At 69.5% G+C, this 12,814-nt stretch carries 11 protein-coding genes; 9 read left to right on the forward strand and 2 right to left on the reverse strand.

All coding sequences use genetic code 11. From position 1 onward, the window contains the following. Positions 1-4 precede the first annotated feature (4 nt). The 6 genes from DMH01_RS27710 (at position 5) to DMH01_RS27735 (ending at position 8,036) form a co-directional block, all read left to right on the forward strand. Positions 5-1,867, forward strand: coding sequence for a methylmalonyl-CoA mutase family protein (locus DMH01_RS27710; protein WP_125680131.1), 1,863 nt, complete (start codon positions 5-7; stop codon positions 1,865-1,867). Then, positions 1,867-4,035: a methylmalonyl-CoA mutase gene (gene scpA / locus DMH01_RS27715; protein WP_125680132.1), complete on the forward strand. Its 2,169-nt coding sequence runs from the start codon at positions 1,867-1,869 to the stop codon at positions 4,033-4,035. The genes DMH01_RS27710 and scpA overlap by 1 nt, the downstream gene beginning before the upstream one ends. 3 nt (positions 4,036-4,038) lie before the next feature. After that, positions 4,039-5,037 (forward strand): methylmalonyl Co-A mutase-associated GTPase MeaB, encoded by a 999-nt coding sequence (gene meaB / locus DMH01_RS27720; protein ID WP_125680133.1) that lies wholly within the window; start codon positions 4,039-4,041, stop codon positions 5,035-5,037. Between the two features lie 71 nt (positions 5,038-5,108). After that, the gene (locus DMH01_RS27725) at positions 5,109-5,417 is read left to right on the forward strand and encodes a hypothetical protein (protein WP_125680134.1); all 309 of its coding nucleotides are present in this window, start codon (positions 5,109-5,111) and stop codon (positions 5,415-5,417) included. Positions 5,418-5,655: 238 nt separating this feature from the next. After that, a complete protein-coding gene (locus DMH01_RS27730; protein ID WP_125680135.1) occupies positions 5,656-6,954 on the forward strand; it encodes an amidohydrolase in 1,299 nt (432 codons plus the stop codon). A 239-nt stretch (positions 6,955-7,193) separates the two neighbouring features. Then, a complete protein-coding gene (locus tag DMH01_RS27735; protein ID WP_125680422.1) occupies positions 7,194-8,036 on the forward strand; it encodes a DUF559 domain-containing protein in 843 nt (280 codons plus the stop codon). Between the two features lie 63 nt (positions 8,037-8,099). Here the strand turns inward: DMH01_RS27735 and DMH01_RS27740 are convergent, their stop codons facing one another. Continuing rightward, the gene (locus tag DMH01_RS27740) at positions 8,100-8,552 is read right to left on the reverse strand and encodes a gamma-glutamylcyclotransferase (protein ID WP_199745647.1); all 453 of its coding nucleotides are present in this window, start codon (positions 8,550-8,552) and stop codon (positions 8,100-8,102) included. A gap of 127 nt (positions 8,553-8,679) precedes the next feature. On the opposite strand from DMH01_RS27740, the gene DMH01_RS27745 reads away from it, so the two are divergent. From DMH01_RS27745 to DMH01_RS27755, 3 genes are all read left to right on the forward strand, one after another. Further along, positions 8,680-10,083: an NAD(P)H-quinone dehydrogenase gene (locus DMH01_RS27745; protein WP_016331316.1), complete on the forward strand. Its 1,404-nt coding sequence runs from the start codon at positions 8,680-8,682 to the stop codon at positions 10,081-10,083. Between the two features lie 104 nt (positions 10,084-10,187). Then, on the forward strand, positions 10,188-10,628 hold the full coding sequence (locus tag DMH01_RS27750) for a hypothetical protein (RefSeq protein ID WP_125680423.1): 441 nt from the start codon (positions 10,188-10,190) through the stop codon (positions 10,626-10,628). A 22-nt stretch (positions 10,629-10,650) separates the two neighbouring features. Continuing rightward, positions 10,651-11,241 (forward strand): class F sortase, encoded by a 591-nt coding sequence (locus DMH01_RS27755; protein WP_125680137.1) that lies wholly within the window; start codon positions 10,651-10,653, stop codon positions 11,239-11,241. Positions 11,242-11,294: 53 nt separating this feature from the next. On the opposite strand, the gene glpK is transcribed toward DMH01_RS27755, so the two are convergent. After that, on the reverse strand, positions 11,295-12,806 hold the full coding sequence (glpK, locus tag DMH01_RS27760) for a glycerol kinase GlpK (RefSeq protein WP_125680138.1): 1,512 nt from the start codon (positions 12,804-12,806) through the stop codon (positions 11,295-11,297). Between the last annotated feature and the right edge of the window lie 8 nt (positions 12,807-12,814).

Genomic DNA, 12,814 nt, shown 5'->3' on the forward strand with positions numbered 1-12,814 from the left:
GGTTATGACGGAAGTGGCCGAGACGGAGTCAGTGCCGACCCCTGACTCGCCCGAGGAGCTGAAGCTCGCGGCGGAGTTCCCGGAAGCGAGCCGGGAGCAGTGGCGGGAGCTCGTGGCCGGCGTGCTGCGCAAGAGCGGCGCCCTCGACGAATCCTTCGACGGCCTGCCCGAAAGCAAGCTCGTCACCCGGACGTACGACGGCCTGGAGATCCAGCCGCTCTACACCGCCGAAGACGCCGTCGAGGGGACAGGTTTCCCCGGTCTTCCGCCGTTCGTGAGAAGCGCCCGGCCCGAGGGCGCGGTGACGACCGGCTGGGACGTCCGTGCCCGGTACGCGCGCCGTGACGCGAAGGCCACGAACGCCGCGATCCTCGCCGACCTCGAAGGCGGCGTCAGCTCCATCTGGCTGCGCGCCGGCGCGCACGGCGTCCCCGTCGCCGAGCTGGGCGACGCGCTGAACGAGGTCTACGTCGACCTCGCGCCCGTCACCCTCGACGCGGGCGACGAGTACGAGGCCGCCGCGAACGAGTTGTTCGCCCTTTTCGCCGAACGCGAGATCCCGGCGAGCGCGGTCACCGCGACCCTCGGCGCCGACCCGATCGGGTCGGCCGCGCGCACCGGTACGGCGCGGCCGCTCGCCCCCGCCGCGGACTTGGCGGCGCGGGTCGCCGTCAGTCACCCGAAGGTGCGGACGATCGTCGCCGACGGCCTGCCGTTCCACGAGGCGGGCGGCTCGGACGCGCAGGAACTCGGCGCGGCCATCGCCGCGGGTGTCGCCTACCTGCGGGCGCTCACCGAAGCGGGGCTGGACGTCGACACCGCGGCCGGGCAGCTCGAATTCCGGCTCGCCGCCACGGCCGACCAGTTCCTCACGATCGCCAAGTTCCGCGCCGCGCGGCGCTTGTGGGCCCGGGTCACCGAAGTGTCCGGCGGCAAGGCTTCCGGCATGCGGCAGCACGCGGTCACCTCGCCCGCGATGCTGACCCAGCGTGACCCGTGGGTGAACATGCTGCGGACCACGCTCGCCTGTTTCGGTGCCGGGGTCGGCGGCGCGGACGCGATCACCGTGCTCCCGTTCGACGCCGCGATCGGCCAGCCGGACGCGTTCTCCGCGCGGATCGCGCGCAACACGCACGCCGTGCTGCTGGAGGAGTCCAAACTGGCCGGTGTCATCGACCCGGCCGGCGGCTCCTGGTACGTCGAAAACCTCACCGAAGACCTGGCCAAGGCCGCGTGGCGCGAGTTCACCGCCATCGAAGCGGCGGGCGGGATCGAGGCCGAACTGGCTTCCGGTGCGCTCGCCGCGCGGCTCGCCGAAACGTGGGAAAAGCGGTCGAAGCGGCTCGCGACCCGGCGGGATCCGATCACCGGCGTCAGCGAATTCCCCAACCTGACCGAGAAAACCGTCGTCCGCGACGCCGTCGAAGACCTGCCGGGCGGCGGCCTGCCCCGGCACCGGTACGCCGAAGCGTTCGAGGCCCTGCGGGACCGGGCGGACGCGCATCCGAGCCGTCCCCGCGTCTTCCTCGCCACGATCGGCCCGGTCGCGGCGCACACCGCACGGGCGAGCTTCGCGGCGAACCTGTTCCAAGCGGGCGGGATCGAGGCCGTGAACCCCGGCGCGCCAGAGGACGTCATCGCGGAATTCCGGGCCAGCGGAACGAAGATCGCCTGCCTCTGCGGAAGCAACACTTCCTACGCGGAGGAAGCCGACAGCGTCGCGAAGGCACTGAAGGAAGCCGGTGCCACGTCGGTGCTGCTCGCCGGAAAACCCGGCGACCACCCGGACGTCACGGGCTACCTCTACACGGGCTGTGACGCCCTGGAAATCCTGACCGGCACGTTGAACGAGCTCGGAGTGCAGTGATGACCATCCCGAACTTCGCCGGAATCGAGCTCGGCAGCCCCGAGCCAGGCGACCGTCCTCAGTGGACCGACGCACTGCACGCCGCCACCGGCAAGGGGCCCGACGCGCTCGCCTGGGAGACGCCGGAAGGCATCGGCGTCAAGCCGGTCTACACCGCCGGCGATCTGTCCGGAGTGGACTTCCTCGGCACGTATCCGGGTATCGCGCCGTATCTGCGCGGCCCGTACCCGACGATGTACGTCAACCAGCCGTGGACCATCCGCCAGTACGCGGGTTTCTCCACCGCCGAGGAGTCGAACGCCTTCTACCGCCGCAACCTCGCCGCCGGGCAGAAGGGCCTTTCGGTCGCCTTCGACCTCGCGACGCACCGCGGTTACGACTCCGACCACCCGCGCGTCGCCGGTGACGTCGGCATGGCGGGCGTCGCGATCGACTCGATCTACGACATGCGCCAGCTCTTCGACGGCATCCCGCTCGACAAGATGAGCGTTTCGATGACCATGAACGGCGCCGTCCTGCCGGTGCTCGCGCTGTACGTCGTCGCGGCCGAGGAACAGGGGGTCACGCCGGACAAACTGGCCGGGACCATCCAGAACGACATCCTCAAGGAGTTCATGGTCCGCAACACCTACATCTACCCGCCGCAGCCGTCGATGCGGATCATCTCGGACATCTTCTCGTTCACCTCGCGGAACATGCCGAAGTACAACTCGATCTCCATCTCCGGCTACCACATGCAGGAAGCCGGGGCGACCGCCGACCTGGAGCTGGCGTACACGCTCGCGGACGGCGTCGAGTACATCCGCGCCGGGGTCGAAGCCGGGCTGGACGTCGACAAGTTCGCGCCGCGCCTGTCCTTCTTCTGGGCGATCGGGATGAACTTCTTCATGGAGGTCGCGAAGCTCCGCGCGGCGCGCCTCCTGTGGGCGAAGCTGGTGAAGGGCTTCGACCCCAAGAGTTCCAAGTCCTTGAGCCTGCGGACCCACTCGCAGACCTCCGGCTGGTCGCTGACCGCGCAGGACGTCTACAACAACGTCGTCCGCACCTGTGTCGAGGCGATGGCGGCGACCCAGGGGCACACGCAGTCCTTGCACACCAACGCCCTCGACGAGGCGCTGGCGCTGCCGACCGACTTCTCCGCGCGCATCGCGCGGAACACGCAGCTGCTGCTGCAACAGGAATCCGGCACCACGCGCGTCATCGACCCGTGGGGCGGCAGCGCGTTCGTCGAGAAGCTGACCTACGACCTCGCGCGCAAGGCGTGGGGCCACATCACCGAGGTCGAGCAGGCGGGCGGGATGGCGAAGGCGATCGACGCCGGGATCCCGAAGCTGCGCATCGAGGAGGCCGCGGCGCGGACGCAGGCGCGGATCGACTCCGGCCGCCAGCCCGTGATCGGCGTGAACAAGTACCAGGTCACCGACGACGAGCAGATCGACGTGCTCAAGGTCGACAACGCCGGTGTGCGCGCGCAGCAACTGGAGAAACTGCGTCGGCTGCGCGAAGAGCGGGACGAGGACGCCACGCAGGACGCGCTGCGGCGGCTGACCGCGGGCGCCCAGTCCGACGGCAACCTGCTCGCGCTGGCCATCGACGCCGCGCGGGCGAAGGCCACCGTCGGCGAGATCTCCGACTCGCTGGAGAAGATCTGGGGGCGCCACTCCGGCCAGATTCGTACCATCTCCGGTGTGTACCGCGAGGAGGTCGGCAAGGCCGAGAACGTCGAGCAGGCGCGCGAACTGGTCGAGAAGTTCGCCGAGGAGGAAGGCCGCCGTCCCCGGATCCTGGTCGCGAAGATGGGCCAGGACGGCCACGACCGCGGCCAGAAGGTGATCGCGACCGGCTTCGCCGACATCGGTTTCGACGTCGACGTCGGCCCGCTGTTCTCCACTCCCGGCGAGGTCGCGCGGCAGGCGATCGAGGCGGACGTGCACGTCATCGGCGTTTCGTCGCTGGCGGCCGGGCATCTTTCGCTGGTCCCCGCGCTGCGCGCCGAGCTCGCCGAACAGGGCCGTGAGGACATCATCGTCGTGGTCGGCGGCGTCATCCCGCCGCAGGACTACGAAGAGCTGCGCGCGGCGGGCGCGGCGGCGATCTTCGGCCCCGGCACGGTGATCGCCGAAGCGGCGATCGACCTCATCGGACAGCTGACCGCCCAGGAGTCCTGAACCTTGCCGCGCAAGATCGACGTCGGGGCGCTGGCCAAGGGTGTCCTCGCGGGTGACCGCGGCCTGCTGTCACGGGCGATCACGCTCGTCGAGTCCAACCGGGACGACCACCGGGCGCAGGCGCAGGAACTGCTGGTCGAGTTGCTTCCGCACGCGGGCGGTGCGCGGCGCGTCGGCATCACCGGCGTTCCCGGTGTCGGCAAGTCGACCTTCATCGACCAGCTCGGCACGGATCTCACCGAGGCGGGGCACAAGGTCGCCGTGCTGGCCGTCGACCCGTCGTCGACGCGGACCGGCGGCTCGATCCTGGGCGACAAGACCCGGATGGCCCGCCTCGCGGTGGACCCGAAGGCGTTCATCCGGCCTTCGCCGACTTCGGGCACGCTCGGCGGCGTCGCGCGGGCGACCCGCGAAACGATCGTGCTGATGGAAGCGGCCGGATACGACATCGTGCTGGTCGAGACCGTCGGTGTCGGGCAGTCCGAGGTGACCGTGGCGAACATGGTCGACCACTTCCTGTTCCTGACCCTGGCCCGCACCGGCGACCAGTTGCAGGGCATCAAGAAGGGCGTCCTCGAACTGGCGGACGTGATCGCGGTCAACAAGGCCGACGGCGACCACGAACGCGACGCCAAACGCGCGGCCCGCGAACTCGCCGGCGCGCTGCGGATGATCTACGGACGGGACGCCGAGTGGACGCCCCCGGTGCTGACCTGCAGCGCGCTCACCGACGTCGGACTCGACGACGTGTGGGCCGAAATCGGCCGTCACCGCGACGTTTTGACCGCTTCGGGTGAACTGGACGGGCGGCGACGACGGCAGCAGGTGGAGTGGACCTGGTCCATGGTCCGGGAACAGCTTCTCGGGCGGCTCGCCTCGCATCCGGACGTGCGAGCGGTCGTTCCGGACGTCGAACGGGCGGTCCGGGACGGTGAGCTGACCCCGACGCTGGCCGCGCAACGGATTCTGGAGGCGTTCTCCGGTCCTCCGCGTGGCGGCTGACGCGGGAACCCGGCAGAGTGCAGAATCGGAGGAGCACTCTGTCGATGACGGAGTGCCGTCGAAAGGGAGTCATGCCGAAAAGGTCTCGTCTCGGGCAGCTTGCCGGGCTCGTCGCCGCCGGGCTGGTCGTCTGCGCGCCGGTCGCGCAGGCTGCGCCGTTCTCGGGGATCCAGGCGCCCGCGCCGGTGATCGCGCAGGCAGCGGCGGTGCACGAGGTGCCGTCGCAGGCGCCCCCGGGGCCGGTGCTCGACCCCGCCGAGACCGACAAGGCCAACAGCCAGGAGACCAAGAGGAAGATCATCGCGGGCGTCGCCGCGGCCATCTTGCTCGGTCTGGTGGTCCTCGGCCGCCGCGCCCGCTCCAAGAAGAAGAAGTCCTGAACCGCTACCGGTAAGTAGAAGGACTCTCCGCTTAGCCCGGGCCGAACTCTCACAGCCGTTCATCGCAGATCCACTACCGGCCGTCTCCGCCTCGATCACTCGACGAGCGGCTTGTCATCTGCATGGTGCACGATCTATCGCAAATGCGTATCACAGATCGAACGGCACCCAGCGTGCCTTCAGCGACCACTCGTACGGTGGTAGACGAAGGTGACAGTGTCGCGGGAGGAGGTGCGGCGTGACGGTGCTCGATTCACGTCCGGACATTCCAGGCGACCCCGAGGGTCGCGTCGTTGCCCCTATAGAGGCGTCCACCGCGCTGATCTCCGAGGCCGGCGTCAGCATGGCACCTGTGCATGACCTCGGTGCCGGACGCGGCCCCTTCTGGCTCGACGACTGGCTCCGCGCGAACGCCACCGACGTCGTCGCGTGGCGTCGTCACATCCACGCGCACCCGGAGCTCTCCCGCCACGAGTTCGCCACGACCGAAATGGTCATGTCCCTGCTCCGCTCGGTCGGGCTCAAGCCATGGGTGCTCCCCACGGGCACCGGCGTGGTGTGCGACATCGGCAGCGGCGACCGCTGTGTCGCGCTGCGCGCCGACATGGACGCCCTGCCGCTGACCGAGGCCACCGGGCTCCCGTACGCCTCCAAGACCGACGGCGCCGCGCACATGTGCGGGCACGACGCGCACACCGCGATCCTGCTGGGCGCGGCGCGGGCACTGGCGGGCGCTCCGGAGCTGCCCGGCCGTGTGCGGCTGATCTTCCAACCGGCCGAGGAGGTCATGCCCGGCGGCGCGCTGGACATGATCGCCGCGGGCGCGATGGAAGGCGTCGAGCGGATCTACGGGCTGCACTGCGACCCGCGGCTCGAGGTCGGCAAGGTCGGCCTGCGCGAAGGCGCGCTGACGTCGGCCGCCGACCTCATCGAGCTGCGGCTCACCTCGCCGGGCGGGCACACCTCACGGCCGCACCTGACCGCGGACCTGGTGCACGCGCTGGGCACCGTGATCACGTCGCTGCCCGCGGTCCTTTCGCGGCGGGTCGACCCGCGCTCCGGGACCGTGCTGGTCTGGGGCGCGGTGCACGCCGGGCAGGCCGCCAACGCCGTCCCGCAGGACGGGGTGCTGCGCGGCACGCTCCGCACCGCGGACCACGAGGTCTGGACGATGCTGGAGCCGCTCGTCGCGGCTTCGGTGGAGTCGCTGCTCGCGCCGACCGGCGTCGGGTTCTCCCTCGACTACCGCCGCGGCGTGCCGCCGGTCGTCTCCGATCCGGAGTCGCACCTGCTGATGCGGGCCGGTGTCGAAGCCGCGTTGGGCGAGACCGCCGTGGCCGGGACCGAGCAGTCGTCCGGCGGCGAGGACTTCGGGTGGTACCTGGAACACGTCCAGGGCGCCTTCGCCCGCCTCGGCGTTTGGTCCGGTGAAGGCCCGATGGCCGACATCCACCGCCCGACCTTCACCCTCGACGAGCGCTCGCTCCTGTGCGGGGTCCGCACCCTGGTCCACACCGCACTGGCCACCCTGGCCTGAGTTACGCCTTCAATCACGCGAGTTACGCCTTCAATCACGCGAGTTACGCCTCTGTGCACGGGTGTTCGGCCTAATCGGGCCCGAACACCCGTGCACTGAGTTGTCCACAGCCTGGGCGAGTTGTCCACAGCCTGGAAAACGTGCCCTTCCCAAGACTGATCCGGTCGCCGATCCTCGAAGATGTGATCAACTGGGGAGGACTACAGGGGGCGGTCTTGCGTAGCGAGGCCGACAAGATCTTGGGGCGACGTGCCGTCATCGAAGGCCTGGCGTGTGGTGTGCTGGCTCAGCCGTGGCGAGGCGTGGTAGTCCACGCGGCGGATCTGCTCGAGTTGCCGTGCCTGGCACAGGCGGCACTGCTCGCGGTCGGACCACCGGCAGTGCTTTCCGGCGCTACTTCTCTTGCCCTGCATGGGATTTCGGCTGCCGACAGCACGGTCGTCCACCTGACCGTCCCCTACTCGAGACGAGTCCGATCGAGGTCCGGGCTGGTGGTGCACAGGGCGGAATTCCCTCCGGCCGATGTGCTCGAACTGGACGGGCTTCCGGTATTCCCGTTGGATCGCGCGCTGGCGGATCACCTCTGCGACGGCGACAAGCGAACAGCGTTCGCCTCGCTCGAAGAGGCACTGCACAACCTCGCGCCGGACCACCGGGGAGTCCTGCGTGCCAACGTCCGGGATCGCATTCTCGACCGCCGCGACCGGCGAGGTATCCACAGGGCACAGATGCTGCTCGCGCTCGCCACGGGCGAGGCCGAATCGCCGCCGGAGAGCATTCTTCGCTTGATCGTCGTGGAGGCCGGACTGCCGGTCCCGGTCGCCCAGTACGAGGTCACCACCATCGATGGGCGGAAGCTGTACGTGCTCGATCTGGCGTGGCCTGAGCTGCGTATCGCCCTGGAGTACGACGGCTATGCCGCACATGAGGGCAGACGGGAGTATGACGCGGAGCGGGACGCCCGGATGGCGGCGCGCGGGTGGATCACGATCCGCGCGACAGCGGCCGATCTGCGGGATCCACGACGGTTGCTGGCGGAGTTGCACGGCGCGTTCGAGCGTCGTACGGCGCGACTCGCGTGATCAGAGGCGCGACTCGCGTGATTGAAGGCGTAACTCGCGTGATTGGGGGCGTAACTCGCGGGGTCAGCCGCTGATGCCCTGGCAGGGGCGGGTGCGGAGGGCGTCGACGTAGTCGGCGGGGGCGCCGGCGGCCTCGGCCGCATCGGCCAGCACGCCGAGGTAGCGCGCGGACGGGAGGCCGCCCTCGTAGGCGTCCAGGACGTACAGCCACGCCAGGACGGACCCTTCCATGGTCTGCACGCGCAGCCGGATCTTGGAGTGAATGCCCAGCTCGCCGCCTTCCCAGCGGTCGAGGTTGGGTTCGTCCAGCGGGGTGACGTCGTACAGCACCACGAAGACCCGGGAGCCCGGGTCTTCGACGATGGTCGCCAGCGCGCCTTCCCAGCCGAGGTCTTCGCCCCCGAAGGTCAGCCTCCAGCCCTCCAGCCAGCCGGTGCCGGCCATGGGCGAGTGGGGAGCGCGCTCCAACATCTGGGAGGGCTCCATATTGGATCCATACGCGGCATACAACGGCACGGCCACAGCCTAGCGACCCACCGGTCACCCGGCTGGACGTACATGCCGTGTCCGGCCACTCAATCCGCCCAACGGTCGCCCGCGTACGGTAAACGCAGTCACAGACACCGCTGCGAGGAGGAGACCAGTGACCAAGATCGTGATCATGGGCGGAGGCCCCGCCGGTTACGAAGCGGCACTGGTCGCGGCCCAGCACGGAGCCGACGTCACCATCGTCGAGCGTGACGGCCTCGGCGGCGCGTGCGTGCTCTACGACTGTGTCCCGTCGAAGACGTTCATCGCTTCCTCCGGCGCGCTGGCGAACATGCACGACCTCCGTGAGCTGGGCATCAACACCGACATGGCCGACACCAGCGTCGACCTGCCGACCGTCCACGGCCGGGTCAAGGGCCTCGCGCTCGCGCAGTCCGCCGACATCCGCGCCCGCGTCCAGCGCGAGGGCGTCCGCGTCGTCATCGGCCAGGCCCGCTTCGACGACGAAGAGGCCGGGCTCGCCACGCACAAGGTCGCCGTCACCGCCCCCGACGGCTCGACCGAGGTGCTCGACGCCGACGTCGTCCTCATCTCCACCGGCGCCACCCCGCGCGTGCTGCCCGGCGCCGTGCCGGACGGCGAGCGCATCCTCGACTGGCGCCAGCTCTACGACCTGCGCGAGCTGCCCGAGCACCTGGCCGTCATCGGTTCGGGTGTCACCGGCGCCGAATTCGCCTCGGCCTACACCGAGATGGGGGTCAAGGTCACCGTCGTGTCCAGCCGCGACCGCGTGCTCCCGCACGAGGACGCCGACGCCGCCGCCGTGCTCGAAGAGGTCTTCTCGCAGCGCGGCACCACGGTCGTCAAGCAGGCCCGCGCCGACAAGGTCGAGCGCACCGAAAAGGGCGTCGAGATCCACCTCTCCGACGGCCGCGTGATCGAAGCCAGCCACGCGCTGATGACCGTCGGTTCGGTGCCCAACACCACCGACATCGGCCTGGAGAAGGTCGGCATCGAGCCCGGCCCCGGCGGCTTCATCGGCGTCGACCGCGTTTCCCGCACCAGCGCGCCCGGCATCTACGCCGCGGGCGACTGCACCGGGGTGCTCATGCTCGCTTCCGTGGCCAGCATGCAGGGCCGCATCGCGATGTGGCACGCGCTCGGCGAGGGTGTCGCGCCGATCAAGCTCAAAACCGTCGCCGCCAACGTGTTCACCCACCCCGAGATCGCGACCGTCGGCATCAGCCAGCAGGCGATCGACTCGGGTGAGGTGCCCGCCCGCACCATCATGCTCCCGCTCGCGACGAACGCCCGCGCGAAGATGGAAGGCCTGCGACGCGGTTTCGTGAAGCTGTTCTGCCGCCCCGCCACCGGCGTGGTCGTCGGTGGGGTGGTCGTGGCGCCGACGGCGAGCGAGCTCATCCTTCCCATCGCGCTCGCCGTCCAGAACCAGCTCACAGTGGAACATCTGGCACTGACATTTTCGGTGTACCCGTCGCTGTCGGGGTCGATCACCGAGGCGGGCCGCCAGTTGATGCGCCACGACGATTTGGACTGATCGTCTCCGGGAAAGCAACCCTCGCGGGGGCGACCGCGTCTAGCGCGTGTCGGTGTTTCGTTGACAGCTAGGGGTTTTCCGTGATCGGCAGGGTTCTCGCCGGAGTGGTGGCGATCGGTGCGGCGGTGCTGGCGGGGGCGTCGGCCGGTCTCGCTCAGCAACCCGAGCCGGATCCCGGTGTCACGGTGCAGCTCAACGACGACACCGCCTACGAACTCGGGCTCGTCAACAGGTACGTGCACGGCGACTCCAACGTGGCGCTGGCGCGGTGCCCCGGCGGCGACGGGCTGAAGGCGCCGGCGTCGACGACGTTCTCTTCGCCGGTGCTGAGCATCGGGAAGTACGACTACGGCCCGCTGATCGGGGTCCCGGCGAACGTCAGTGCCGAGGTCGAGCTCGACGACGGCACCGCGCCCGGCAGCTACCCGCTGACCGTCAACTGCAACGGAAAGTCTTATACGGCAACGTTCACCGTTCCTCCCCGGCAGGTGGACAAGGTGCCGTCCGGTGCCGCTCAAGCGGGCGACGGCAGCATGGCGTCCTGACCGCTTCCCGAAAGGGGTGAGCATGACGCGACGGGTATCGCTGGTGCTCGCGGTGGTTCTGGCGGCCGTCGTGGCGTTCGTCCTGTCCGGACAGGACGAGGTCGCTCCGCCGCGAGCCCCGGAGCGGGCCGCGGAGGCGGTCACCCGAGGGCTGCCGAAGGCCGATCCGGTGTCGATCGACGTGCCGAAGATCGAAGCGCGGTCCAGCCTGATCCCGCTGGGGCTCAACGCGGACGACACCATCGAGGTGCCGCCGGTCACCCGTCCGATGCAGGCGGGCTGGTACCTGCACGGGCCGACGCCGGGGGAGGTCGGGCCTTCGGTGATCCTCGGGCACGTGGACGGGAACAAGCAGAAGGGCATCTTCTTCCGGCTCAAGGAACTGGTGCCCGGCGACAAGGTCTCGATCACCCGCAAGGACGGCGTGACGGCCGAGTTCGCGGTCACGAAGGTCGAGCGGGTGGCGAAGGACGAGTTCCCCACCGACGCCGTCTACGGCGACACCGCCGAGCCGGAACTGCGGCTCATCACCTGCGGCGGGGTGTTCGACAAGGCGTCGCGCAACTATCTCGACAACGTCATCGTGTTCGCCCGGATGATCTCGTCCCCGTAGCGCGTGAAGGCCCCCAACCGAGGGAAGGGGGCCTTCACGCGCGATGCCGCGGGTCAGTCTTCGTCGACCCAGTCGAAGGTCTTCGTGACCGCCTTCTTCCAGTTCCGGTACTCGGATTCGCGGCGGGCCTCGTCCATCGACGGGTCCCACTGCTTGTCCTGCGCCCAGTTGTTGCGGATGTCGTCTTCGCTCTCCCAGAAGCCCACGGCGAGACCGGCCGCGTAGGCGGCGCCGAGCGCGGTGGTCTCGTTGACCACCGGCCGGATCACCGGCACGCCGAGGATGTCGGCCTGGAACTGCATGAGCAGCTCGTTGACGACCATCCCGCCGTCGACCTTCAGCGACTTCAGCGGGACGCCGGAGTCGGCGTTCATCGCGTCGATCACCTCGCGCGACTGGAAGGCCGTCGCCTCCAGGACCGCCCGCGAGATGTGCCCCTTGTTGACGAACCGGGTGAGGCCGACGATCGCGCCGCGGGCGTCGGAGCGCCAGTACGGCGCGAAGAGCCCCGAGAACGCCGGCACGAAGTACGCGCCACCGTTGTCCTCGACGGTGCGTGCGTGCTGCTCGACCTCGGCCGCCGAACCGATCAGGCCGAGGTTGTCCCGCAGCCACTGCACGAGCGAACCGGTGACCGCGATCGAGCCTTCGAGCGCGTACACCGTGTCGTTCGAGCCGATCTTGTAGCAGACCGTGGTGAGCAGCCCGTTGTCCGACATGACCTTCTCGGTGCCGGTGTTGAGCAGCATGAAGTTGCCGGTGCCGTAGGTGTTCTTGGCTTCACCCGGCGAAAGGCACGCCTGCCCGAAGGTCGCCGCCTGCTGGTCGCCGAGGATGCCCGAGATCGGGACTCCGGCCAGCGCGCCCTTCTCCCGGACCTTGCCGTAGGTCTCCGAGGACGACCGGATCTCCGGGAGCATCGACAGCGGGATCGTCATCTCCTTGGCGATCTCGGCGTCCCAGGCCAGCGTGTCGAGGTCCATCAGCATGGTCCGCGACGCGTTGGTCGGGTCGGTGACGTGCACGCCGCCGTCGACCCCGCCGGTCATGTTCCACAGCACCCAGGTGTCCATGTTGCCGAAGATCAGGTCACCGGCTTCGGCCTTCGCGCGGGCACCGTCGACGTTGTCGAGGATCCACTTGATCTTCGGGCCGGAGAAGTAGGTCGCCAGCGGCAGGCCCACCTTCGCGCGGTAGCGCTCCTGCCCGCCGCCGAGCGCGCCCAGGTCGGCGACGATCTTGTCGGTACGGGTGTCCTGCCAGACGATGGCGTTGTACACCGGCTTGCCGGTGGTGCGGTCCCAGACCAGCGTGGTCTCGCGCTGGTTGGTGATGCCGACCGCGACGATGTCGCTCGCGACCAGGTCGCCCTTGGCCAGCGCGCCCGCGGCGACGGCCCGCGTGTTCTCCCAGATCTCTTCGGCGTTGTGCTCGACCCAGCCCGCCTTCGGGAAGATCTGCTCGTGTTCCCGCTGGTCCACGGCGACGACCCGGCCGGAGTGGTCGAAGATCATGCAGCGGGTCGACGTGGTGCCCTGGTCGATCGCGGCTACGTACGAAGTCATCGAAGCTC

Source organism: Amycolatopsis sp. WAC 04182 (assembly GCF_003947465.1).
In the GTDB taxonomy this organism is placed as follows: Bacteria; Actinomycetota; Actinomycetes; order Mycobacteriales; family Pseudonocardiaceae; genus Amycolatopsis.